18 protein-coding genes are annotated in these 23,285 nt (G+C 51.1%); 9 read left to right on the top strand and 9 right to left on the bottom strand.

Features of this window, described 5'->3' with window-relative positions; genetic code table 11:
- Positions 1–7 precede the first annotated feature (7 nt).
- Positions 8–2,725 (bottom strand): LuxR C-terminal-related transcriptional regulator, encoded by a 2,718-nt coding sequence (locus Kalk_RS09930; protein WP_101894099.1) that lies wholly within the window; start codon positions 2,723–2,725, stop codon positions 8–10.
- Between the two features lie 512 nt (positions 2,726–3,237).
- Between Kalk_RS09930 and Kalk_RS09925 the strand changes: the two genes are divergently transcribed.
- Positions 3,238–4,998 (top strand): peroxidase family protein, encoded by a 1,761-nt coding sequence (locus Kalk_RS09925; RefSeq protein WP_101894098.1) that lies wholly within the window; start codon positions 3,238–3,240, stop codon positions 4,996–4,998.
- Between the two features lie 111 nt (positions 4,999–5,109).
- A complete protein-coding gene (locus tag Kalk_RS09920; protein WP_101894097.1) occupies positions 5,110–5,352 on the top strand; it encodes a DUF1272 domain-containing protein in 243 nt (80 codons plus the stop codon).
- 105 nt (positions 5,353–5,457) lie between these two features.
- On the opposite strand, the gene Kalk_RS09915 is transcribed toward Kalk_RS09920, so the two are convergent.
- From Kalk_RS09915 to Kalk_RS09905, 3 genes are all read right to left on the bottom strand, one after another.
- Complete coding sequence (locus Kalk_RS09915) at positions 5,458–6,234, bottom strand: hypothetical protein (RefSeq protein WP_101894096.1); 777 nt, start codon at positions 6,232–6,234, stop codon at positions 5,458–5,460.
- A 288-nt stretch (positions 6,235–6,522) separates the two neighbouring features.
- Positions 6,523–6,894, bottom strand: coding sequence for a group I truncated hemoglobin (locus Kalk_RS09910; RefSeq protein WP_101894095.1), 372 nt, complete (start codon positions 6,892–6,894; stop codon positions 6,523–6,525).
- Positions 6,895–7,046: 152 nt separating this feature from the next.
- On the bottom strand, positions 7,047–9,347 hold the full coding sequence (locus tag Kalk_RS09905; RefSeq protein WP_101894094.1) for an IPT/TIG domain-containing protein: 2,301 nt from the start codon (positions 9,345–9,347) through the stop codon (positions 7,047–7,049).
- A gap of 224 nt (positions 9,348–9,571) precedes the next feature.
- Between Kalk_RS09905 and Kalk_RS09900 the strand changes: the two genes are divergently transcribed.
- A complete protein-coding gene (locus tag Kalk_RS09900; protein WP_101894093.1) occupies positions 9,572–12,232 on the top strand; it encodes a LuxR C-terminal-related transcriptional regulator in 2,661 nt (886 codons plus the stop codon).
- 67 nt (positions 12,233–12,299) lie between these two features.
- Positions 12,300–12,677: a hypothetical protein gene (locus tag Kalk_RS09895; protein WP_101896274.1), complete on the top strand. Its 378-nt coding sequence runs from the start codon at positions 12,300–12,302 to the stop codon at positions 12,675–12,677.
- 10 nt (positions 12,678–12,687) lie between these two features.
- Here the strand turns inward: Kalk_RS09895 and Kalk_RS09890 are convergent, their stop codons facing one another.
- The 3 genes from Kalk_RS09890 to Kalk_RS09880 all read right to left on the bottom strand — a co-directional run bounded on the left by Kalk_RS09890 (position 12,688) and on the right by Kalk_RS09880 (position 14,161).
- Positions 12,688–12,921, bottom strand: coding sequence for a zf-HC2 domain-containing protein (locus Kalk_RS09890; protein WP_101894092.1), 234 nt, complete (start codon positions 12,919–12,921; stop codon positions 12,688–12,690).
- Positions 12,915–13,535, bottom strand: coding sequence for an RNA polymerase sigma factor (locus Kalk_RS09885; RefSeq protein ID WP_101894091.1), 621 nt, complete (start codon positions 13,533–13,535; stop codon positions 12,915–12,917). The genes Kalk_RS09890 and Kalk_RS09885 overlap by 7 nt, the downstream gene beginning before the upstream one ends.
- A 113-nt stretch (positions 13,536–13,648) precedes the next feature.
- On the bottom strand, positions 13,649–14,161 hold the full coding sequence (locus Kalk_RS09880; protein ID WP_101894090.1) for a 3'-5' exonuclease family protein: 513 nt from the start codon (positions 14,159–14,161) through the stop codon (positions 13,649–13,651).
- Between the two features lie 140 nt (positions 14,162–14,301).
- Here Kalk_RS09880 and Kalk_RS09875 point away from each other — a divergent pair, with 140 nt between their 5' ends.
- The 4 genes from Kalk_RS09875 (at position 14,302) to Kalk_RS09860 (ending at position 18,262) form a co-directional block, all read left to right on the top strand.
- Positions 14,302–14,619 (top strand): hypothetical protein, encoded by a 318-nt coding sequence (locus Kalk_RS09875; protein WP_158643415.1) that lies wholly within the window; start codon positions 14,302–14,304, stop codon positions 14,617–14,619.
- A gap of 143 nt (positions 14,620–14,762) precedes the next feature.
- Positions 14,763–16,073, top strand: a complete 1,311-nt coding sequence (locus Kalk_RS09870) for a spinster family MFS transporter (protein WP_101894088.1) — start codon at positions 14,763–14,765, stop codon at positions 16,071–16,073.
- A gap of 99 nt (positions 16,074–16,172) precedes the next feature.
- Positions 16,173–17,429: a lytic murein transglycosylase gene (locus tag Kalk_RS09865; RefSeq protein ID WP_101894087.1), complete on the top strand. Its 1,257-nt coding sequence runs from the start codon at positions 16,173–16,175 to the stop codon at positions 17,427–17,429.
- Positions 17,429–18,262 (top strand): M23 family metallopeptidase, encoded by an 834-nt coding sequence (locus tag Kalk_RS09860; RefSeq protein WP_101894086.1) that lies wholly within the window; start codon positions 17,429–17,431, stop codon positions 18,260–18,262. The genes Kalk_RS09865 and Kalk_RS09860 overlap by 1 nt, the downstream gene beginning before the upstream one ends.
- Position 18,263: 1 nt before the next feature.
- Here the strand turns inward: Kalk_RS09860 and Kalk_RS09855 are convergent, their stop codons facing one another.
- On the bottom strand, positions 18,264–20,084 hold the full coding sequence (locus Kalk_RS09855) for a M61 family metallopeptidase (protein WP_101894085.1): 1,821 nt from the start codon (positions 20,082–20,084) through the stop codon (positions 18,264–18,266).
- 207 nt (positions 20,085–20,291) lie between these two features.
- Here Kalk_RS09855 and Kalk_RS09850 point away from each other — a divergent pair, with 207 nt between their 5' ends.
- Positions 20,292–22,196, top strand: a complete 1,905-nt coding sequence (locus Kalk_RS09850; RefSeq protein WP_158643414.1) for a sensor domain-containing diguanylate cyclase — start codon at positions 20,292–20,294, stop codon at positions 22,194–22,196.
- A 17-nt stretch (positions 22,197–22,213) separates the two neighbouring features.
- Here Kalk_RS09850 and Kalk_RS09845 read toward each other — a convergent pair whose 3' ends face one another.
- Positions 22,214–23,275 (bottom strand): oxygenase MpaB family protein, encoded by a 1,062-nt coding sequence (locus tag Kalk_RS09845; protein ID WP_158643413.1) that lies wholly within the window; start codon positions 23,273–23,275, stop codon positions 22,214–22,216.
- Positions 23,276–23,285 lie beyond the last annotated feature (10 nt).

Genomic DNA, 23,285 nt, shown 5'->3' with positions numbered 1-23,285 from the left:
ACGGGTATCAGATCTTGCCAATAATGGCGTGTTCCTGTGCTTTGACGACCGCTTCAGTTCTGTTGCGCGCCTGCAGCTTGCCAAAGATATTTTGTAAATGCCATTTTACCGTGGTGAGTGCTATTTCAGAGCGGCTGGCGATTTTTTTATTACACAGACCTTCTGCCAATAGTGTCAGGATCTCGAATTCTTTATCGGTTAGGCCTAATTTTCGAGAGTTCTCCTGTCTCACCATCGTGTCCTGACGGCTTTGGGGTGGCGGGGTTATATTAAGGTTTTGTTCTCTCGTCATCATGCAGGAGCGCATCTCGGATAGAAAACTCGGCACTAGCTCTGCTCCAAACTCCTGTCGATCATCCATGTGGTGCCATAGTTCGCTCCAGCCGAAGTCATCGTTTAATAAAGCGCGAATAAACTGATGCTTTTGTACCAGCTGCATGGAAATGTTCATGCTGCTGAACGCGTCTGCATGCTGGTTCAGTTTGAATTCGCAAAACGCTTTAACGTTCGAGAACAGTACTCGGCAACGATGGTCGTTGGCACCCAGGCTTTTGATTAATCCTTTAACGCTGTATATGAGAGCAGACGTGTAATTTTTCTGCTCAATTAACATCATGATATAGCATTTAATCCAATAAAGGCGTTCCTTGCTGTATTGATCCATAAACAATGATTCAACACTAAGGTGCTGGATATCCATTCCGTATTCAGATGCAGCTGGTAGTACGGACTTTCCCTGGGCGCGCAATATGCGCATGGATTCAAAGCACAGGATGGCATCCAGACTGGTGTTTTCACGATTCGGTACGCGTTGTTTAATGCGCTCGATTTCTTGCAGTGATTTTTCGAGTGATCCTTCGCTGATGTAAAGATGGATCATGCCAATATGAGCGATTACGCTGACGTAACTCCAATCGGAATTTACCAGTTCGGGAATGGCTTCCTCATAAAGCGCCTTTGCTTGTGATAACTCGTTTCGCTCATATAACAGCTCCGCCAGGCCCGCTTTAATCATTGCTGTCGATAATGCTAAGGCACGAAGCTCGTCGGAATCACTGCAATGTAGGTTCAGTGTATGCAGGCTAGAGAGATAAGCCTGGGCCTCTGCCAAGGCAGTATCCGTGTTGCCTTGATTGTATTCGCATTGCCACAGTAGCATTTTGGCGTGGCTTACGTGGGGTAAGTTGTTATTACCTTCATGAAAATTGATGGCTTGCTTCAGGGCGTTTTTAGATACATCGGAGGTTCCTACGGCGTGCAGCATGTTGGCATACAAGCTTAATATTTCGCCCTGAAACAGGCTTGCCCGGTTCATGCAGCTTTCTAGCAAACCAACCCGCACACTGCAAGGAGGCCGGGGCATATCAAAGAAGCTGGCCAGTGCATTAAGAACGGCGATATTGTCTTTTAGTGCACTCAAGTTACCATCAAATGGTGCCGTATCAACGCTGCGCTCGACTTCTTTTAGCCATGAACGGGCATCGCTAATGCGTTTGTGTATGATTAGCGCCCAACAGTAATAAAATGCAATTTCGCGTTGACGCAGACGGGCTGAGCTGGGAATCCTTTCTGCCAGCTGAATGACGGAAGTGGCATCTCGCTGCCCATACCAGGTTTTGCAACGAGAGCGTAACATGTCGCATGCCCAGGGCTTTTCTATGCAGGCGACTATGTAGTCCATGCAGCGATCGCTGGTGTTTGAGCTAGCCAGCCAGGGCTCTACCCGCTTGAAGATGTCGGGTAACAGATCCTTGTAACGCTCCATCATCAGGTTAAAAAAGAACGGCTGCATTAGCTTCGACCACACAAACAGGCCGTTATCTTCACGTGGATTGAAACAAAGCGGAATATAGTGCTGCAGCCAGTGGCGGGTTTCTGTGGGTGGTACGCCGATCACTTGAGATGCCTGATTGACATCAAATTCCGAGAGCAGGGATAGCCCCGCTAATCGTGCCATTTCCATGGGGTCCAGGTAGCACAACAGGTTCTGATCAATCCATTCTGTCAACAGCATGCACTGATGCGCAACGCTTTCATCATAGTTATCCAATAGCAAGGCTATTGCGGAGGGTATACCATCGGTTTTTTTCAGAACGCGGGTTACTTCCTTTTCACTGGAATCGCCAAGGTGAAGCTGAAAGTAATCGTTCAGCTCCTCTCGGTTCATGCGCAGATCCTGCATATCCAGATGTAGGTGACGCTGATCTAGAAATAGAGCATTGGGAAGCAGGGGGACGAAGTTATCTACTCCCAGGTAGAGCCGTACTCGCCCAGACAGCGCATGGCAGCTTTGAGTCAAATAGTGTATCAGCGATCCGTTAAGTCGGGTTTCCAATCCATCCACCAGCAAATGAAGCGGGTGTTTCGTGCTACTGGCTTTGTCTGCCAGGGTGTCGAGGATATCTGTCAGTGATTCTGTGGCGGCGGTGGGTATTGCGGCCGGTCGCAGATTGAGGTGGTCTCTGACCTGGTTAAGTGCTGCTAGCAAATCCACCAGGTCATTATCATGAGTCAGCTGCAGCAGGATCACCCGATTGGAGGGCAAGCGCTCCAGCAGTGATTTATGCAGCTGATGTATTAAAACGCTTTTGCCCAGGCCTTTAGGCGAACCGATCCAGATGGTGTCGGCCTTGGCATGAAGAATTTTATTTGTTAGCCGGCTCCGGGGCAGTAAAAAATCGGAACCAGTCGCCGTTTCTACGGTCTTCTTCTTAGGTAATATCATCGCGAAAATTGCTGGAGCCCACCTCGGCCTACTATTCGAACAAAAGTTAGTGTATTGCGATGTTCTTGTGTGATTGTAATGTTCAGGTGCTTGTTGCGGCAATGGCTTCCAATCATGCCGCCCTGTACTTAAGCCGGGTATCTGCAACAAAACGCCCTGTTATAAAGCAGTTGATTTACGAGTGGGCCTGATCTCAGGTACTTAAGTACTATAAAGTGGTTATAGCGTAAACGATTTTAGAAAACATGTACGTTCTCCTCTAAAATTCAATTTAGTCACAAAATAATGTATTTGATTGCAAAGGTTTACGCGGGAACAACATTAATCAGCTGCTTTAAGTTGTCTATTAATCCATCTAGCTTAAGTGTTTGAGCCCATCCTTCGCCCCCCCTCCCATACCTATGTACGGCGTCCGGTTTGCACAAACTGGATATGCTTCGGATTATGAGGGTACGCGACCGTATCTTTCAGTTGTTATTGATTGATAATTATAAAAACGACTTGGAGCGACTATGAACGTATATATGAAATGGTGGATCTTCGGACCACTGATTGGATTGTTGACGCTTAGCCAGATAAGGTGCGATTTGTTTGAGAACAATCTGTTCGATACATACGCCGATGGTGAGTGGCCGGCAGTACAATGTGACCCCAATGACTTGATCTACCGCTCCTATGATGGTCGCTGTAATGATCTTGATCTGCCAGCCATGGGTATGGCCGGTGTGCGGATGGGCCGAAACATCAACCCAGAGGTTTCCTTTCCCGATGAAGCAAACCTGTTGAATCCTAACCCCCTCACTGTCAGTCAGGAACTGATGACCCGTGAAAACGGTGTTAAGGAAGTGCCTTTCCTGAACTACCTGGCCGCAAACTGGATCCAGTTTATGATCCACGACTGGTTTGAGCATGGGCGTCGTGACCACAGCGACCCTTATCGAGTTGATGCTGCAGGCAGCGCCCATGACAGCGGTGATGGCACCATGCCGATTGGTCGTACTCCAGCAGACCCAACCCGAGATCCCCATGACGGTCGCGCGCCTACCTTCCTGAACGAAAACACCGCATGGTGGGATGGTTCGCAGATATATGGTAGCGATATCGAAACCAATCATCGTCTGCGTACTATGGTCGATGGTCAGATGCGCCTGCAGGCGAACGGTATGCTGCCAGTGGGTGCTGATGGCCTGCCAGAAACCGGCTTTAACCGTAACTGGTGGGTTGGTCTGGAGCTGATGCACACCCTGTGGGTTCAAGAGCACAACTCTATCGCTGCGATGTTGAAAGAAAGTTACCCCAACTGGTCGGATGAGCGCCTGTTCCAGACTGCTCGACTGATCAACGCTGCCTTGATTGCGAAGATTCACACTGTGGATTGGACGCCTGCGATTCTGAAGAACTTCACCCTGCGTGAAGCTATGTTTGCAAACTGGCGTGGTCTGATGCCTTACTGGTTCCCCAAATTGGGTGAAGCGGCAACTGACGGCATCATGGGCGGAGAAACCCTGTTGGAAGGCGTACCTTTCAGTCTGACCGAAGAGTTCACCGCTGTGTACCGTATGCACCCTCTGCTGCGTGACAGTCTTGAAGTACGTGATCACAACAATAATAGCTTGCTGGAAACCAGCCAGCTGCAGGAGCACGCTCTGCAAGGTTCTTCTCCATTGGTGAGCCGACGCGGTTTGGCGAATCTGTTCTATTCCTTCGGCCATACCCATCCTGGTCTGTTGGAGCTGAACAATTTCCCTACTTTCCTTCAGAACTTCCCATTTGAGCCAGGGGTTGCCAACACTGATCTGGCTGCCGTGGATATCCTGCGTGATCGTGAGCGTGGCATTCCTCGCTATAATGAGTTCCGCCGTCAAATCGGATTGAACCCCATCACCGATTTCAGCGATATCACTCCTGACGTTGCAGTGGCTGAAAAACTGCGCGAAGTCTACAACGATGATATTGAAGCCATTGATGTGATGGTAGGTTCGTATGCTGAAGGCTATCGCCCGCCCGGTTATGGTTTTGGTGAAACTTCCTTCCAGATCTTTATTGCCATGGCTTCCCGCCGTTTGATGGCCGATCGCTTCTTCACTGAGGATTATCGCCCTGAGATCTACTCTGCAGAAGGTTTGGATTGGATTGACGACAACAACTTCCGCACGGTTCTGCTGCGTCACTTCCCAGAATTCAGTGATGATCTGGCCGATGTTGGCAACCCATTCTTCCCTTGGGATGAGAATAATGAGTGGTTCCTGGAAGAGTATCGTGTTCGTCGCTAATACTTAACTCTGGTTCACAAAAAGCCCCGGATTTCCGGGGCTTTTTTGTTTGTGTTGGGGTAGGCTGGATGCTGTCTATCATAGGCATATGCAAGGGTTCTGGAGCGAGAGATGCTTGAAATGAGACCTGGATGTGAGTGCTGTAATAGGGATCTGCCAGCAGACCGGTATGGCGCGATGATATGTTCGTTTGAGTGTACCTTTTGCCAGGAATGTGCGGCAGCCAGGTTGGGCGGGCGTTGTCCTAATTGTGGTGGCGAGCTGGTAGCAAGACCGCTGCGGGAGGGTGTGGCGTTACAGGAAAACCCTGCCTCGACACGCAGGGTGTACAAACCTGAGGGGTGTGGCTCTTAGCTGGGAGTTGGTTGGCTATCGCATGGTTATGCTGTAGCCGCTCTAGCAGAATTCAGGCAATAAAAAACCCGGCAAGCGAGGCCGGGTTTTTTATTGATTTGTGCCTTATGGCTTTTCAAATTCGAAGCTGCCTGAAACGGTCTGGCCGTTAGGCATTTGCGCGCTGAAGTTGCCTTTGATCCAAACAGTGGAATCTTCGGTGATGGTCAGTCTGCCGTTTCTAAGATTCATTTCGCTGTAGTTTACGCGATCTTTCAGTGAGGCAGATTTCATGAAGATCTGGACGCCGCCTTCAGACATATCGCGGTTTACATCGTAGCTGCCTTTAGCGATGTTGCCCATGCGACTGATTTCGAACGTTAGAGGCTGGCCGTTCAGAAGGGTGGTCGCGGAATAGCGATCCTGAGTTGCTTGGCCAAGGATGCGCGCATAGTCAGACTGGACGCAGATATTGCTGCTGGAGATGTTGCCTAGGTCTCCGCCGCTGATAGATAAGGTGCCCATGTCGAAGGTGGCGCTGGTAGCCATTTTGGTGGCAACACTGTCACCCAGGTTACCAGTGGCTGTGATGCGATCGTTGTTTCTGATAGTGGCTTCCCCTACCGGCAGGCCGCGTAAGCTACTGCCGGTTCGATTCAGGGTGACGCTCTGGCGCTCTGCACAGGCTGTCATGTTGATTTGGTTGCCATTATCTACCAGGGTATAGGTGATGCCTGCATCGGCGGACAAGCCAGACTGGCTGGTCTCGAAGCTTAAGCGCCACAGGCCGGTGAGGTTCGCACTGTTGGAGGTGGCTCGTTGGGTTTCTTGTTGTTCCCCGCCGCAACCGATCAGCATGACGGTGGGTAGAAGCATTGCAGCAACAATTTTTGAGCGCATCATATTTTATATACCTTTATAAATGGGGCTTGGTTTTTGTCGTTTTTATCGTTTTTGGTCCAGCGTAAGCGATTGCAGTCCTGGGGACTAAATAGCTTGGGCACAGTGAATACACCCACACTTATGATTACGATGACATCATTAAACAAAATTTCTCTGCAATCATCACCGTACAAAGGTATGGGCGCGATAAAGTAGAAGGGGGTGGGTGCGTAACCCTATGTATTAATACACTTTTATCTGAGGAGGGATGGCGAGCCCAAGAGGCTCGCGAAGGTTAATCGGATAATCTCAGCCGCGCCCCAAAACAGCATCGCGTACGCTTTCAGCGATACCGGCAGCTTCTGCTATTAACTCGTCAGGAACCCCAAGCTCAACCAGGGTTGCTCCCAGGTCTTCTATCACAGCGTCAAAGTGGCTATCGTCCAGACCTTTTTCATCCACCAATTTGCGGTGTGCTGCTGCCATGCTTTTGCCCGAATAGTTATTGGGGCCACCGAAGGCAAAGGTTAAAAAGCCTTTTTGCATGCGGTGTTGTCGCTCCATATCCAAGCCATCGAAGAAATGTCTGATACGCTCGTCAGCCAGAACCTTATCGTAAAACAGGCCTACGGCGGCATCCACGGCTGCTTCACCACCGATCTTGTCGTATAGCGTGCTCATTGCCTTCTCCTTGAATCACACGAAATGAGTGTGCCTATTAGTGTAATGCAGTATTGGTCAGTTGGAAGGGGTGATGGGAAAGTAAAGTGAACTTCGTGGCGGCGCAAAGCTAAAAAAGGGGCCGAAGGGCCCCTTTGCTATATCGCGTTTGATTAAAGTGTGAGCACGTACTGCACCATGTTCTCAATCTCGGCGCTGGAATTCGCACACCAGGGGTGCGGCGCGGCGGGCATCCCGATGGGGGCTGGCGAGCCCAGTTCATCAGGGCCGTACTCGTTGCGCAGTTTCTGGTAATCCCAATAGTAGTGTTCGCTGTCCCAGGGCACCTCTACGAAGTATTTGTGACGTTCGATAAAGGTGTTGCGTTGATCGGCCGTATCGCCCGTGGCATTTGACTGAGACTTGGGCACCCTGAATACGTCGCCTTTGCGATTGATGGCAGGATAGGGCTCAGGGAAATCCACTCCGCCCAGATCAGGCTGCACCGGTGGATGCAGGGTGTAATACTGGTTGTAGAGATCGGTACCGCTCTGGCAGCGAGCGGGATCAACCAAATCCTCCAGGTTGCGAACATGACCATCGGTGAGCAGGCCGCGGTGTTGGGTCCAGTACATGTTGCGCAGGAAACCAACGCGGATGCTTTGGGTTTCTTGTTGATACACCGATGGCGCAAAAAAGTGCCCTACCTGATTCAGAGGAATCATGTTTTCATCGGTATGGGCGCCCAGATTGTCGTTATGGCAGCTTGCGCAGGCGGCATCAAAGCTTGCTTTACCCTGAGCCACGGCCGCCACGACGTTGGGATACGATTGCCAGCCATTTTGCACAAACTCACCTTCACTCAGGTTTTCGGTGCCGGTTTGTGACGCCAGTTTGCCGTATTGTTGCAGCCAGCGATACAAGCCCACGTTGCGCAGGTCATCGTCATTTTCATCCAGTGCTGTCATGTAAGCGGTGAGGGCCTGCAGTGGGTAACGGTACATGCTGCCGGTGGCGCCATCGGGTTCTTCGGCGTGGATATAAGAACCTTCAAAGCCCACATAGGATTCGGTATGAGACAGGGAGCGCCGAATGGACATGTAGTTGGTCACGTTCGGGATGGTATGGGGTGAAAATTGATAATCATTGTCGGTGGCACTGCCTTCGCCGTTGGCACGAATCAGGTTGTGCTCACCGGTGCCTCCAGGCATGTAGTAAATCAGCATGGTTTTATCTACTTTTTGCTTGCCTGGTGCCCAGCTGGGGCCTTCTTCATCCGCGATCACCCCTTCGAAACCGTTGTTTGGGCCCAGTAATGCCCATTTGATGGTCCATTCCGGATTGGGTAGCCCGGGGAATACCTTAGTGACGGTGTTTCCCGGAGCGTTGGAATAGGTGATTTGATAGCCGTGGCAGGATGCGCAGTTAAACCCGATGCGTGAACCGCGCCCCACATAAGGGTGGCTGGATTCAGCGTAACGGTAACCCACCCAGCCGGAGTCACGGGTATTGCCTTTGGTGAGCTGTGGCTCGATGGTGAGAAAGCCTGGGATTGGCGTGGGTTGTGGGTACTGATCGAAGTAAACATCATCGATTGCTACGGCGGGCACCTGGCCTGCCACGGTGTGAACCGCACCGAACAGCAAGGCCGGGTCTGCCACTTCGTTGGTCACGGGATCGACTGTTTGGTAGTTGAAAATGTTGGTCCAGTTTAAATTACGGTTGGCGTGAGACAGGCCGATGTTGTAATCGTATGACCAGAATATCTTTTCACCGTAGCTCACTAGATCAGTAAAGTCGGGGTTAATAATGTCGACTGCAATGGGTGTGGTGGCTTGGGAAGCGCTAAGTGTGGAAACCACATCGCATTCATGTTGAAACTCATCGTCTGTAATGCGTTTGGTTAGGGCATTGATGACGCTGAAAGGCTGCCCCGGCGAGGTCAATGAGGCGTTATATCCGGTTCGCTTCTGTATTTGTACGGTGAGCGGCCCTGTGCTTACGTGCCCAGGCACGGTGAAACGAATTTCGTTTGGTTGCCAGCCCAGAATATCCTTGCTCCAGGTGTCCAGCAGATCATCTATCTCGTAATTCACTTCATTGGCAATATCCAGTCTCTGCTTGTACATGACGAGATCTGTTTCCAAAACCCGGGTGTTACCAATCATGATTTTTGTGAAATCGGTGTCCGGGCCGTTACCCAAGCCAGTACCTGTGAGGGTGACTTCATCCCCGGGCCGCAGGGTCGGAACCTGCGATGACGGTTCGCCTTGCTCCCACACAACGGCACCATTTACAGCCATGGTAGAAATTATTGGTGCTGCGATGTTAGCTGCGGATGCCGCGCGGGCATTTTCCCGAACTGGATCAAAACTGCATAATGCCTCTGGCTCGGGAAAATCCCCTGCAGGTTGGCAGGCTGCCAGAACCAGCATTGCTGGCGCAAGCCCAAGCATCCCTGTTTTAATCTTCATGATGGTTTCCTCGGATTATTGTTTTTATGGAGAAGCAATTGCTGTTACGTAATGGCTGTTTAAAGGACTTATGTACTCTGATAGATTGGATGAAACGGTCGTGAATGAGACCCCTCTAACGTAGGGGGAATACCCAGTCACATCGGCTAAAAATGAAGCAGCTTGCCGGCCGAAATTAAAAAAACAAAATAAAAACAAATGATTAGGATTGGGAGGGGTGGCTTATGGCTGAATCTGAACGTGAGCGGCCGCCAGCTAGCCATTTATTGAGACCAAGCCTGATTGATCTAATAAATCGGGCGGAAGATTATCCGTTGACAGTGCTGTTGGCACCGGCGGGATCTGGAAAATCCACATTGCTGCGTCAGTGGATTATATCTGGGCGACAACATGCCATGTTCGCGTCACTGCCTTTGGAAACCAGGCACAATAAACCTGCCCCCTTTTTCGCCTCACTGATTCGCGCCATCAAACAGAGCTGTTTGGCGTTCGATGCCTACTACTTCAATCAAATTACCGACAGTGTGGCGTTTTCCGTAGAAGCTGTTACGGAATCGCTGGTGCAGGGCCTTTCCAAAGTAGAAGAGCCCTTATTTATCGTGCTGGATGATTATCAGTTGATTCAGGACGACAGCATTCACCGTACATTGTCACAGGTGCTGTTTACGCTGCCCAAGCATATCCACTTTGTGGTGGCGTCCCGCAACCATCCACCGCTGCAGCTGAGCAAGTTGAAGTTGGAAGACAAACTGCTCAGTATTGATGCCAATGATTTGAAATGGGATCTGGATTCACTGGAGAGTTGGTTCCAATCTGTGGGCTTGGAAACTGCCGACAAACCATTCATGAAAGAATTGCTGGATTGGACTGAAGGCTGGGTGGCGGGTATTAAACTGCTGGCACTGTCTATTCGAGGAGGTGCCTGTCACCAGCCTGATCAGTTGGCCAGCCAAAGTAAAAACCCTGAGGTGTTGCAGTACTTTGCGGATTCAGTGTTGCAGCAGCAGCCGGCTCACGTTCGTCAGTTTCTGATCAAAACAGCATTTCTGGATACGTTGGACATGTCGCTGTGCAACGATGTTCTGCAGATAGGGGACGCCCAGCGCTGTATTGACTATCTGCTGGAAAATCACGTGTTTTTGCATCCGGTGGAAGGTCGATCCGATGCCTATCGCTATCATTCCATATTTCGTGAGTTTTTGTTGCATCGTTTACGGCTGGACTACCCGGAAGACATCGGAGCACTGGTTCGCCGTGCCGCGTCCAGCTTATTGGAGCGCAAGGAAAGCTTGCAAGCACTGGAGCTGCTGGCATCTATTCAGGATGTTGAGGCGCAGGAGAGCGCATTGGTTCGTTGCGCCGATGAGTGGATAAAAAGCGGTGAATTCACCAGTCTGATCGAGTGGATAAATTTTCTGCCGGAGGAGCGTGTAATCAGTCAAAGTGAACTGGTTAATCCGCTGATCACGGCATTGATTTTTTATCGCCGTTTTAATCAGGCCGAGTACTACATTGAATTGGTGGAGGATTTACAGCGCCGTGGCAAAATTCGCGGTCGTTACGCCCATGACGACACCTTGAAGTTTCTGTTCAATGTGCTGGAGATGTTCCATAGAGATACGGAGTTTCGTCACAATAAAATGTATCGCGTGCCGAATCTGCAGAATGTGCAGCATCATGTGCGTTTATTTTATACCCCCATGCGAGCGTACTATCACTTACTGAATGCCGATTTTAAAACAGCGGTATCAGAGGCCCAGAGGGCTCGTGATATTTTGCGTATATCCGGGCAGAATTTTTTGCGTAGCTTTGCTGATCTGGTACTGATTCTGGCGGAGCGTGCTCAGGGTCATATGATGAGCGCAGTCCAGCTTGCCGAAGATGCATTCCGCTCGGTGGGTGATCGCCCGCATACCCTTGAATGGGTGAATTTAGCCACGCCTGTCGCCCTGATCCGTTACGAACAAAACCGGGTTGATGAGGCAGAGAAATTACTGCGTGAAATCATACCCTTACTATCCAGTGCGTGTGCAACAGAGGTGATTGCAGCCAGCTATTGTGGCATGGCTCGATTGGCATTTTTGCGCGGCAATGATGGTGAGGCTAGGCGGCTGTTGAATTATTTATCCCGGGTTTTGATGCACGGGGACTATGAACGCTTTAATACCCTGTTGTGCCTGGAATGGACGCTCTATGCCCGTGCGCGAGGTGACCTTGCTACGTTGGATTGGGTGCAAAAAGAATATCATCTGGAGCAAAAGCAGAAAGCAGATTATTGGCGAGATGAAAACCATTTTGATGAGGGTTGCGATCGTTTGGGGGTGTCGCGCCTGATTTATTTAATGATGACCAAGAAATACGATCAGGCTGAACGGTTAGCAGATCAGTTGGTGCGCACCGCTATGGTCAATGGGTGTGTGCCCAGAGCTGTCGTCTGCCGTATGAATCGTGCAGTGCTGTACTGGCGGCGGAATGAGACAGAGCGCTCACTTCAGGAAGTTAAAGATACGCTGAAATACGGTGGCTTGGTGTGTTTCAATCGTACGCTGTTTGATGAGGCGCCGGGAAGTGCAGGTTTGCTGTTGCAGGCGGTGACGCATAATGTGCTGCAATCTTTGCCTGAACTGTACATGTTGATGTTCGAGGACCTGTTGAGTGATGACGACCAGGATCAGGCTGAGCGATTTGTGGTGGAGCCGCTGACGGATAAAGAAAAGGAGGTGTTGACCCTGCTGCAGTCTGGCTTGCGTAACAAGGAGGTGGCTGTGCGGGCTAATATTTCACTCACCACCACCAAATGGCACCTTAAAAACGTGTACGCCAAGCTCAATGTTGGCAACCGTACTGAAGCGGTTGCCAAGGCCAGGGAGATGAATTTGCTCTAAGTCGGTGCTGGCACCGGCACAGACAGCTTGGTATGCTTTTGGGTTTGCGACTGACGATTGTTTAACCATGCGAAGCCCTGAAGAGTTTAATGAGGAATCCGCTTTGGCCGCTGCAATGGCGTTGCAGCAGGTGCTGGAGGAACGTACCCATAAACGTAAGTATCTGGGGCAGATTTATACTGTGCCGGGAAAGTTGGGGGAAGCATTGAATTTGCCCAAGATTATTTCGAGGCTGAGCAGCAAGGTGGCGCATCGACGTGAGTCTGGGCTGGATGAGTTTGAGGAGCTGTGGGCGACGTTGTCGCTGGCAACCCAAAGTAAGGTGTTGGAGGCAATTGACTGGTACGATCCTGAATCATTGAGTTGGGATGACAAGCGTTCCAATCGCCGCCCGGTTGCCCCTGGTGCGGTTAAACCTGACATTAATAGCGAATCATCAGACTGATAGGCGCCGGTTATTTTGAATCGGCCTTTCGAACAGCCTCCATCACGCCTTTTACTTCCTGCTCCGATGCGGGCATTCCACCCCGCTTGCGAATAAACTCTTTGGTGGTATTGACGTGGCGAACAAACACGCGGCAGTTTTTGCAGATAAACAGATGCACATTAAACCAGAACCTGCGCCACCCGGTTTGGTTGTGGTCGATGTAGTCACTGGCTTCGTGAGCCACGTCGCGGCAATTTAGCATTCACCTGTTTCCTGATAACGATCAATAACTTGCATGAGTTTTACGCGTGCGCGATGGAGCAGTACTCTTACATATGACTCTGTTACCTCCAGAATATTACAGATTTCTGAAAGTGCCTGTTGCTCTATGTCGCGTAAAATAAACACGGCTTTCTGCTGAGTGGGCAGAATCGTCAGCGTGTAGTCGATGCACTTTTGCAGATGTTGCTCTTCCAGCAGCTGGTCTGGTGAATCCATGTGCCAGCTTGGCGGAGGCGCTTTCCAGTGTCCGCTCAGCCCGTAAAAGCGATCCCCGTCCAGGTAATCCACGCTGCCGTCTTGGCTGATGTCTTCCAGCGCGACCAGCCGTTTCTCTTTACGTAGGCGGGTTTTGGCCTCATTACTGACTATGGTGTAGAGCCAGGTTTTGATTGAGGAGCGGCCTTCGAACTTGGGCAGGTTGCGATAGGCGGAAACCCAGGCCTCCTGCACGACTTCTTCGGCCAGGCTGTCACCCAAAATGGCACGGGCAACGGCCACCATAGGGCGATGATGCTGGCTCACCAGAGCTTCGAAGGCGGCGTGATCCTGACGTCGCAGTCGATCCAGGTCGATACTTTCCTTGGAGTCTGTCATATCACGCTCGGGTGCTGAACTCTGTACTTGGGATGGCCTAAAAGCCTGCTTAGACGATTGTGTTCAGAATCATACACTTGGCATGGGTCAGTGGCAAAGCTCATCGGCTTAACTCATTGACTTAAATAGTGGCTGCGTATCCAGGTTTGTTGAATCACCCAGGCGTCGGTGCTGGCGCGATGCCGCTGGCCATGGCTGCAGGCGCGCATTTTGTCGTGAATATCATCCCAGATCTCAATCTGGCGCTCAGTCATGATCAGCTCTATGGGTGAAAGCTGGAATTCGGGTTCGATATTAACTGCAAAAAACAGGGTCATAAGCCAGGGATGATCGACCACCCAGCCATCGCAATAGGTATTGCAGCCTTTCAGTTTTTTGTTCAGTTCCAGCGCTACATCTCGTGGCTCGCGCCCTCGCTCATTCAGGGCCTGGCGACTGATGCCGTGGGCCGCTTCGGCGTTGTCACTCCAGTGAGTCCAGTTTGGGAAGGGCTTTATCAGGCTGCAGAATCGGCTGGTGTCAGTGTCGGCAAAGCCCACTTCTATGGGATAACTGCCGTTGCCAAAACCGGAGGCTTCAATATCAAGGATGATGGGAGGGCGTTCTGCGTTGTAGGCGCTTCTCATGTGTTGGAGTTGATCCTTTTAAGGTGCTGGTATTCCATTTTCGGAGCAGCAATGGTGCAATAACAACGTTGTATTGCTGTTGGCAAGCGTGAACGATGCTATAACAGCTTAGCAAATTTTGTGCTCTGAGGAATGAATCAATGCGATGGTGGATCTGTGTAATGATCTTGGGGGTGGTGAGCCCTGCTTTGGCGGCCGTTAAATGCTTTCCGGAAAAGATCAAGTCGGTTCAGGTGGCTCGTGGTGGCGATCTGTTTTATACCACAGTGACTGGCGTGCGCCGTAAGCTGACCCATATGTCACAATATGAGGCAACGGCCATGCTGAGTTTGCTGAAGGATTCCATGGGCACCAACCAGATCATTCAGGTGTCTTACCCTGATGGCTATGATTGTAAAAAGCCGGATCTGACGGTACATGCGGATTTGCTGATGATGCAGGATCCAGCGGTTCAATAATACGCAAATTGGAAGTGTCGCTGAACAGGTTGTTTTAGGTTATTTATTGGCAAGTTTGCACTGGCCGGTTTGCCATATGTTGATTTTTAGCCCACCCTCGGATTTAGTGAATAATAATAACCTCTGAGGTAATTTCTTTGAATATGCCCGTTTCTTATCCTGGCAGCGCCCGCGCGTGGCTGACTGTGGCCATTCTGATGTTGGCTTACGTGCTGTCGTTTATTGATCGTCAGATCTTGAATCTGTTGGTTGGCCCTATTCGTCGAGATCTCGCTATATCTGATACCGAGATGAGTTTGCTGATGGGGTTTTCCTTTGCCTTGTTCTATACCCTGTGCGGCATTCCCCTTGGACGCATGGCTGATCGTACCAGTCGCCGTGGTCTGATCGCTGCGGGGATTTTGGTGTGGAGCGCCATGACGGCGGCTTGTGGCTTGGCAAAGCAATATTGGCACTTTCTGTTTGCCCGCGTGGGGGTGGGGGCAGGTGAAGCGGCGCTGTCACCGGCGGCTTATTCCCTGATTGCGGACAGTTTTCCACCTCACCAGCGGGCTACCGCGATCAGTGTGTATTCCATGGGTATTTATGTGGGGTCGGGGTTGGCTTTTCTGCTGGGTGGTTTGGTGATTCACTTTGCTTCGGCTCAGGGCGATATCGACCTGCCGGTGATTGGCATGATCCGCCCATGGCAATTGATCTTCCTGATATTGGGTGCTGCCGGGGTGATGTTTTGCCTGCTGTTGTTGTTTCTGAAGGAGCCTGTGCGCCAAGGCGCTGGGGTGGGTGTTGAGGTTTCGTTTGCAGAAGTGTTGGCCTACATCAAACTCAATCGTAAAACCGTGCTGTTGCACAATTTGAGCTTCGCTTGTGTGGCGTTCTGTTCCTATGGTGCATCGTCTTGGGTTCCTGCATTTTTCATGCGTACCTTTGCCATGGATGCGGCGGAAGTGGGCTTCATCTATGGCATATTGATTGGGGTTTTTGGATCTCTGGGCATTATTGTGGGTGGCCGCTTATCCGATTGGTTGACCAGCCGCGGGTATAAGGATGCACCCATGCGGGTTGGCCTGGTGGCTGTGGTGATCGCGTTGCCATCGTTTGTGGGCTACGCCATTGATAGCCTGCCGGTTGCAATAGCTTGTATCGGTGTGGGTTGCTTTGCGCTGGCGATGCCATTTGGTGTGGCTCCGGCAGCGATTCAGGAGATCATGCCCAACCCCATGCGCGGGCAGGCTTCTGCCATGTACCTGTTTGTGGTGACCATTATTGGTTTGGGCGTGGGGCCAACGGCGGTGGCGCTGCTGACGGATTTTGTTTTTCAGGATGACAATGCCTTGCGTTATTCACTGCTGATCATCAGTGTGGTGAGCACTTTGCTAGCGATTGCTCTGTTGTTGGCGTCTTTGCGCCCCTATCGGGAGAGTGTGGAGCGGGCTGGGCAGTGGGGGCAGTGATCTAGCGCTCAGCTGGAATATTTATTCGGTCGGATGCTGCTTGGACCAAGTTAATTTGCTAGCATGGTTTAATCAGTCAGTTGGATCGGAATAACCCAAATGAAATCATGGAATTGCTGCGTGAGGGGCGTCTTGCTGGCAGGGCTGCTGGGAAGTGGCTCGCTGTGGGCACAGACGCCTGACGCTGAGTTTGGTCGATGCGTTGATGATCTCAAGCAGCGTGCATTGCAGGAAAGCATTGCGCCACAGGTGGTGGAAAGCCAATTGGGCGCTGTGCAGTATGTGGCCAGGGTTATTGAATTGGATCGGCGCCAGCCCGAGTTCACCGAAACCTTCCATAATTATCTGGGCCAGCGTGTGAACGACCAGCGCATCACTCGTGGCCGTCAATTGCTCAAAACCCATTATCCCCTTTTACAGCAACTTACTCGTCAATATGGCATTCCACCCCAATACATTGTGGCGTTCTGGGGGCTGGAGACCAATTTTGGTTCTTATCTTGGGAAAATGAACGTACTGGATTCCCTTGCGACTCTGGCCTGTGATCCGCGCCGTAGTGAGTTCTTCACACTGGAGCTGATGGAGGCGTTGCGCCTGGTGGAGGCGGGGGTAGCCGACCATGGCACCATGTTGGGTTCGTGGGCGGGAGCCATGGGTAACATGCAGTTTATGCCCAGTGCGTATCGGCGTTTTGCTGTGGATGCAGATGGTGACAACAAAGCAGATCTTTGGAATAGCCTACCCGATGCGTTTACCTCTGCAGCCCACTTTCTCAATCAGCTGGGTTGGCAACGTGATGTGCGCTGGGGCAGAGAGGTGCGCCTTCCTCAAGGGTTTGATTATGCGCTGGCGGGGCGTGATGTGCGTAAGCCGTTGGCGGAATGGCGTAAACTGGGTATCCGAGATGTACATGGCAATCGCTTGCCCTCATTGCAGTTACCCGCGTCGGTGATCATTCCCAGTGGCCACAAGGGGCCAGCCTTTGTGGTGTATCACAACTTCGATGTGATTATGGGTTGGAATCGATCCGAGTATTACGCGCTGGCGGTGGGCCACCTGGCGGATCGGGTCAATGGCGGTGTTGCGCTGGAAACGACGCCGCCGGACGATGAGCGGCTCACACTTGAAACGGTCAAGGGTATTCAGGAGGCACTTAATGCCGCCGGGTATGACGCAGGCGTAGCGGACGGAATTTTTGGTACCCGTACCAAGCGGGCGTTGCGGGATTTGCAGCAAGCTAAGGGCTGGGTGGCGGATGGCTATCCGTCCGATGAGGTGATGACCCAGTTGAGGCTGTTGGCGCCGGCCGTGGCAGAACCGGATGAATCAACACGGCAGCTGGAGAAAACACCTTGATGAACTGTGTGCGTGGCATGATGTGGGCGTTGTGCAGCGTGGTTATGGTCGCCGCGACGCAGGTGCACGCGCTATCTCTGGATGATTTATCCCTGCAGGGTTCCTTGCAGCAGGGTGGCATGATCATCGGCAAAGTACCGGCAGGGTCTCAGGTGGAATATCAGAAGCGGCGCTTATCGTTGACCGCAGGTGGCGAGTTTGTGCTGGGCTTTGGTCGGGACGAGGCCCTCAGTCAGGCGTTGACTGTTCAGTTGGCGGATGGAAGCCGCACAACATTGCCGTTTACTTTGAGCAAGCGAGAATACAACCTCCAGCGCATAGAGGGGGTGCCAGCGCAGACAGTGAACCCTGATAAGACCCATCTTGCTCGTATTCAAAAGGAAGCCGGACAGGTTAAAGTTGCCCGTGATGCTGATACCGGTTTGACGGGGTTCTTGCAGTCATTTCAGTGGCCAGTACAGGGGCCAATAACCGGTGTTTATGGCAGTCAACGAATTTACAATGGTGAGCCCCGGCGCCCTCATTTTGGTGTGGATATTGCCGCCCCAAAGGGCACAGAAATCATGGCCCCAGCAGATGGTGTTGTGAGTCTTGCTCATGGGGATATGTTCTTCTCAGGGGGGACAATGGTAATCGATCATGGTCACGGTATCAGTACCAGCTATCTGCATATGAGCAAGCTGCTGGTTCAAAGCGGTGATATCGTCAGGCAGGGCCAGGTGATTGGTTTGGTGGGGGCCTCTGGTCGAGCCACGGGCCCCCATCTATGCTGGCGTCTAAATTGGTATCAGGAGCGCCTGGATCCCCAATTGTTGGTGCCGGCTATTAAGTGAATTAGCAAGTGAGCCAGCCCTTAAGCTTGCTTGAGTCACCGATTTCCAGCCAGACAGTGTCCTCTGGTGCAGTCGCCAACTTAACCTTAAACGTCATCAGTTCGTCCCGTCGAAAGCCGATTATTTCGACGGTTTCATCTGCTATATAACGGCTCAGTAGCTTTTCCAGATTGCTGTTATCAAGTTTGATGCGATCCAGAGCGATTAATACATCGCCGGCCGAAATGCCAGCCTGATGCGCGCTGCTCCCAATCAGAACCCGCTGAACTTTTATGCCTGAGGCATCGGCGCTGGTGCTGATGCCCAGATCGAGGCGTACCCCATCATTGCTGGCAGGTTTACCACCGTTATCGCTGGTAGAGCTGGCAGTGCGAACGTGATAGGTAATACCCATAGGGGCAAGTAGAGCGTGGAAGTCCAAATCCTCGGTGCCGTAAATAGCTGTGTTCAAATAGCTATCCAGTTCTGCTACGGCATTGCTGCTATTCAATCCATGGTTTTCCAGTAGCTCTCTGCACAGAGCTTGAATACCGAACTCTGTGACCGGTATGGCAGTTTGCCCATGCTGTTGCCAAAGCTTCACCATCACCTGATCCAGCGTCACGTGCCCCTCGCTTAAACGGCGCAGAGTCAGATCCAGTCCCAGCGCAATTAATGATCCTTTGGTGTAATAGCTGACGATGGCATTGGCCGCGTTTTCATCCTGTTTGTAAAACTTGGTCCAGGCATCATAACTGGATTGCGCCGTTGATTGCTTGAAGCGTCCGGGGTTACGTAGAATACGGGTCATGGTCTTTCCTACCAGCTCCAGATATTCCACAGTGCTGATTAAACCGGTTCTGACCAGTGTGAGGTCGTCGTAGTAGGAGGTGATTCCCTCAAACGCCCACAGCAAGGGGGTGTGGTTTTCCTGGCTTAGATCGTAAGGGATGTCAGGTTGGATTCGCTTTACGTTCCAACTGTGGAAATACTCGTGACTGCACAAACCCAGGAACGTTTTGTAGCCATCGCTTACCTTGCCTCGTTCGTTTCGGCTGGGAAGGTCATCGCGGTTGCAGATCAGGCTGGTGGAAGCGCGATGTTCGAGGCCGCCATAGCCATTGCCAACCGCCCAAGTAATAAATACATAGCGATCAAAGGGAGCGGGCTTACCAAACAACTGGATTTGGTGCTCGCAGATGACTTTCAGATCCTGTGCTAACCGATCCAGATCAGCATTGTGCAGGCCGGTTAGAATGAAATCATGGGGCACCCCGCAGGCTTCAAAACTGACTCGGTCAAATGCAGCAATCTCTACGGGATGATCAATGAGATCACTGTAATCTTTGGCGCGATAACGCCCAAAGCCATAAAGCTCAGCACCATCTGTGGGTAGCGATGTGCCTACTTGCCAGTGTGCGGCTTCGGGGATGGTGGCGTTGTTAATGTCAATTGTGCAAGGTAGCTGGCTGTGCCCCACCAGTTCCAGAAATACACTGGTGCCATTAAAATAAGCATGGGTTTGATCCAGATGAGCGGAGCGTACCGACATGTCCCAGGCGTAGACTTGATAGTGAATACTGGAGGGTGCATGGGTGGTTGGCAGAAGCCAGGTTTGCTTATCCTGTTTAACTAACTCTATTTCTTGGCCCCCAGACTCACCGTGTATGGCCACAATGTTTTTGGCGAAATCCCTTATCATATAGCTGCCGGGAATCCAGCTGGGCAAGCGTACCTGTTGTCCTTCAGAAACCGGGAACGGGATATCCAGTTGCACCTGAAACAAATGTGCATGGGGATCGATTGGGGTGATGCTGTAATGCAGTGCGATGGCCTGATTCATAGTTAACAGATTAAGTCGTTTTGGTTTTGGGCGTGCGACAGTACGGTATGTTGTCGCTTGGTCATTAACTTTCCCATATTCCATTAGGTTTGACAAAGATTTGTGGTAATTCGTTGTTTGGATTACACAACCACAACAGGCTGTATCTACAGATACAATGATCCAAACTATACTTCAATTCAGATAGTTCTACAGGTGAATCGGTGGGTGTTTAAACGTTGGGGCGTAATGTTGGTCGGCATGTTTGTTCTGTTATCTGTTGGAACAGCATATGGCGCGACACAAGCAGAAACTGTTGAGATAGCAACAGAGGGGCAGGTGCGCCTGTTGTCAGAGCATGTGCGTTACTGGCAGCAACCCGAAGGCGTGGAAATAGAGTCTCTCGATCAGCTGATGGATGTGGATTGGCTGACGATGCAAAAGGCATCTATCAATGCCGGTAAAAGCAAAACCCCCGTCTGGTTCTATTTCGATATTGAAAATACCAATACAGAGTTGGTCACCCGGTTGTTGGAGATCCGATGGATCAATCTGAGCGTCGTCGACTTTTACGCGATAGACCTTGAATCCGGTGAGACTTCGAAAATGGAAGCGGGTCTGTTGCATGAACGATCGTTGGGTGACAACAGCAATACCAGCTGGATTTTTCCTGTACACCTTGAGTCGGGTCAGAAGAAGCGTGTCTATTTGCGAGTGGTGTCGCGCTTTAATCTGTTCCTGCCCATGTTTATTTGGCAGGTGGATGCGCTCGATAAGCAACAATGGCAGCGTTACGTTTGGTATGGATTGGCGTTTGGTGTGCTGGGTGCCATGTTGCTGTACAACATGTCACTGTTTGGTTTCACACGTGACAGCAGTTATTTCTATTACTCGCTGTACGCGGGCTCAGTCATTATGTACGAGGCGGGGTTGACCGGGGTCGGAGATCATTTGATTTGGGGGCACATTCAATGGTTTCGTATGAATGGCTTCGCGCTATCTATTTATGTGAGCTTTTTTGCCGCTGCCCTGTTTATGCGGAATTTTTTGCAACTCAAAACCTACGGTGGTTGGGTGTTGCATTTGAATACATTCTTTGTGGGCTATTGGTTATTAAGCGCTATAACGTTGCTGTTGGGAAAAGACTATCTGATAGTCGTAAACGAGATATTTGCACTGATATCCTGCGTTGTCGCGTTGGCTACTTCCATTGCTCTTTGGAACAAGGGCAATGTTTCGGCCCGTTATTTTACCATTGCCTGGGGTGGCCTGATTGCATTGACCTTTGTCGCGGTATTGATGATGGAAGGTTTTCTGCCGTATGTGTCGATCACGGAAAATGGTCAGTTGATAGGGTTTGTCGTTGAAATGCTGTTGCTATCCTTTGCCTTGGCAGAGCGGATCAACCGGGAACGGAAAGAGCGCGAGATGGCACAAGTTAGAGCACTTGATCTGCAGAAATTGATCAGTACCGAGCGGGAGGAAAAACTCATGGCCCAGGAAGCCATGTTGCAGATGCAAAAGGAAACCAACAGCCAGTTGGAGGCCCGTGTCGCATTGCGTACTCAAGAGCTGGAGCGCACGATGACGAATTTGGAGATAGCCAATCGGGAGCTTGCAAAGCTCAGTGTCACAGATCCGTTAACCAAGGTGCATAATCGTCGCTATTTCGATGAAACCTTGACCCGTGAACAGGAGCGCTCTGTGCGCACCGGTCAGGCGTTATCGTTGATATTGGTGGACATTGATCATTTCAAACAGTTTAACGATTCCTATGGCCATTTGGTTGGGGATGACTGTTTGCGTCTGGTGGCTTCTGCTATTGGCGATGCAGCCAGCCGTGGTTCAGATTTGGTGGCTCGCTATGGGGGCGAGGAGTTTGCCATTGTGTTACCGGATACTACTCAACAAGAAGCCTATCAGGTGGCAGAGCGTGTCCGTGACAGAATCAATCACTTGAAATTCATTTATAAAGGTAAGCGTATTCCCATTAGCGCCAGCCTGGGTGTTGCAGGATGGGTAATGGTGGCCGGTGATGAGCAGCATGAGCTGATCGAGGCAGCAGATAAGGCGCTGTACGAGGCTAAGACTAATGGCCGGAACTGTTGCGTACTTTCTAATTTGGCCGGTTAGCTTAGTGGCAGGTTATCTTAAGCAATTTTCTTCAGGTTGCGAATTCTGCGATCCTGATCTTGAGGCGGCACGGTAATATTGCGCGACACATAATAGTTGATGCGTTCGTTCAGTCCGCTCATGCCCGGAATGTGGTAATGCACGAAGGTGGCTCCGCGATTGGCAGTAACGTAGAAGTTGGCGGTGCGGCGCCAGCCAGGCGGCTGAGGAATGGCCAGGGAATCGGCTTTTTCGTTGCCGAGGCAGATGCGACTGAATGTCAGCAGCAGTTCGCTGGGGATGTTCAGTATCGATTGCTCGCTGATGCTGCGCAATGTGGTGTGAGCCAGTAGTTCGTGTTCTTTGGCGACTTTCTTTTGGCGACTGCTCAATTGAGTATACAGCGCGGATTCCTGCTTCTGATCTTGGGTTAACAGGCTTTCATCCACGCCATATAGCCAGCCGCAGTAACGCCAAAAATGATGAATGGCGTCTTTGTCATCCTGTTGCAGCTGAATGCCCAGGCGCTCCATGCCAAGGGTGGCAATGTAGCCGAATTCCAGCATATCAAACGCCATATCCAGTTGTGATAGAGGTTTGCTGTTGTGATCTTCGTCCCAGCCTCGCGATAAGAGGCTCTTGCGTAACATGGCGTTGGAGAGGCGTAACTCAGATAGTGCCCGGTGCCCGGTTTTGCCTGATTGCAGGCAGTTGCGTGGCTTCAGGCTATGCAGCAGATAATTGGCTTCGTGGATTCTGCGTATTACTTCATGTTGCAGGTGACCGCGTGTGACCAACGCAACGGCCGCCCGGTTCTGACAGTAGCCTTCCAGCAGGCTGCCGGTGAATACGGCGATGCTGCGGGCGTGATTGAAAGCAGATTGCAGGCGGCGGGCGTGTTCTATCTGATGCCAGTCTAGCCAGTCAGGAAGCGTGTTAAGTTGATCAATTAGCTCTTGATAAACACCGATTTCGGTTTTAGCGAGGTAATGGACTTCATCCATCATTTGCGCAGGTCGGCGGCGATCAATACGCAATGCAACTGCATCGGCAACAGGGTCACCGCAGTTGGAAAGGCGTTTAATCGAAAAATCGCTCATTGGGTTTTCT

Origin of the sequence: Ketobacter alkanivorans (assembly GCF_002863865.1) — a bacterium.
GTDB lineage: Bacteria > Pseudomonadota > Gammaproteobacteria > Pseudomonadales > Ketobacteraceae > Ketobacter > Ketobacter alkanivorans.
The sequence above is the reverse complement of the archived record's forward strand: the minus strand, read 5'-3'. Positions and strand labels throughout refer to the sequence as shown.

What these genes read in the sequence shown, in the direction of transcription:
- Kalk_RS09875 (WP_158643415.1), top strand. Translation starts at nt 14,302, where the DNA reads ATGCGATGGTGGATCTGTGTAATGATCTTGGGGGTGGTGAGCCCTGCT.
- Kalk_RS09915 (WP_101894096.1), bottom strand. Translation starts at nt 6,234, where the DNA reads ATGATGCGCTCAAAAATTGTTGCTGCAATGCTTCTACCCACCGTCATG.
- Kalk_RS09895 (WP_101896274.1), top strand. Translation starts at nt 12,300, where the DNA reads ATGCGAAGCCCTGAAGAGTTTAATGAGGAATCCGCTTTGGCCGCTGCA.
- Kalk_RS09920 (WP_101894097.1), top strand. Translation starts at nt 5,110, where the DNA reads ATGCTTGAAATGAGACCTGGATGTGAGTGCTGTAATAGGGATCTGCCA.
- Kalk_RS09925 (WP_101894098.1), top strand. Translation starts at nt 3,238, where the DNA reads ATGAACGTATATATGAAATGGTGGATCTTCGGACCACTGATTGGATTG.
- Kalk_RS09900 (WP_101894093.1), top strand. Translation starts at nt 9,572, where the DNA reads ATGGCTGAATCTGAACGTGAGCGGCCGCCAGCTAGCCATTTATTGAGA.
- Kalk_RS09865 (WP_101894087.1), top strand. Translation starts at nt 16,173, where the DNA reads ATGAAATCATGGAATTGCTGCGTGAGGGGCGTCTTGCTGGCAGGGCTG.
- Kalk_RS09890 (WP_101894092.1), bottom strand. Translation starts at nt 12,921, where the DNA reads ATGCTAAATTGCCGCGACGTGGCTCACGAAGCCAGTGACTACATCGAC.
- Kalk_RS09910 (WP_101894095.1), bottom strand. Translation starts at nt 6,894, where the DNA reads ATGAGCACGCTATACGACAAGATCGGTGGTGAAGCAGCCGTGGATGCC.
- Kalk_RS09880 (WP_101894090.1), bottom strand. Translation starts at nt 14,161, where the DNA reads ATGAGAAGCGCCTACAACGCAGAACGCCCTCCCATCATCCTTGATATT.
- Kalk_RS09885 (WP_101894091.1), bottom strand. Translation starts at nt 13,535, where the DNA reads ATGACAGACTCCAAGGAAAGTATCGACCTGGATCGACTGCGACGTCAG.
- Kalk_RS09860 (WP_101894086.1), top strand. Translation starts at nt 17,429, where the DNA reads ATGAACTGTGTGCGTGGCATGATGTGGGCGTTGTGCAGCGTGGTTATG.
- Kalk_RS09930 (WP_101894099.1), bottom strand. Translation starts at nt 2,725, where the DNA reads ATGATATTACCTAAGAAGAAGACCGTAGAAACGGCGACTGGTTCCGAT.
- Kalk_RS09870 (WP_101894088.1), top strand. Translation starts at nt 14,763, where the DNA reads ATGCCCGTTTCTTATCCTGGCAGCGCCCGCGCGTGGCTGACTGTGGCC.
- Kalk_RS09845 (WP_158643413.1), bottom strand. Translation starts at nt 23,275, where the DNA reads ATGAGCGATTTTTCGATTAAACGCCTTTCCAACTGCGGTGACCCTGTT.
- Kalk_RS09855 (WP_101894085.1), bottom strand. Translation starts at nt 20,084, where the DNA reads ATGAATCAGGCCATCGCACTGCATTACAGCATCACCCCAATCGATCCC.
- Kalk_RS09905 (WP_101894094.1), bottom strand. Translation starts at nt 9,347, where the DNA reads ATGAAGATTAAAACAGGGATGCTTGGGCTTGCGCCAGCAATGCTGGTT.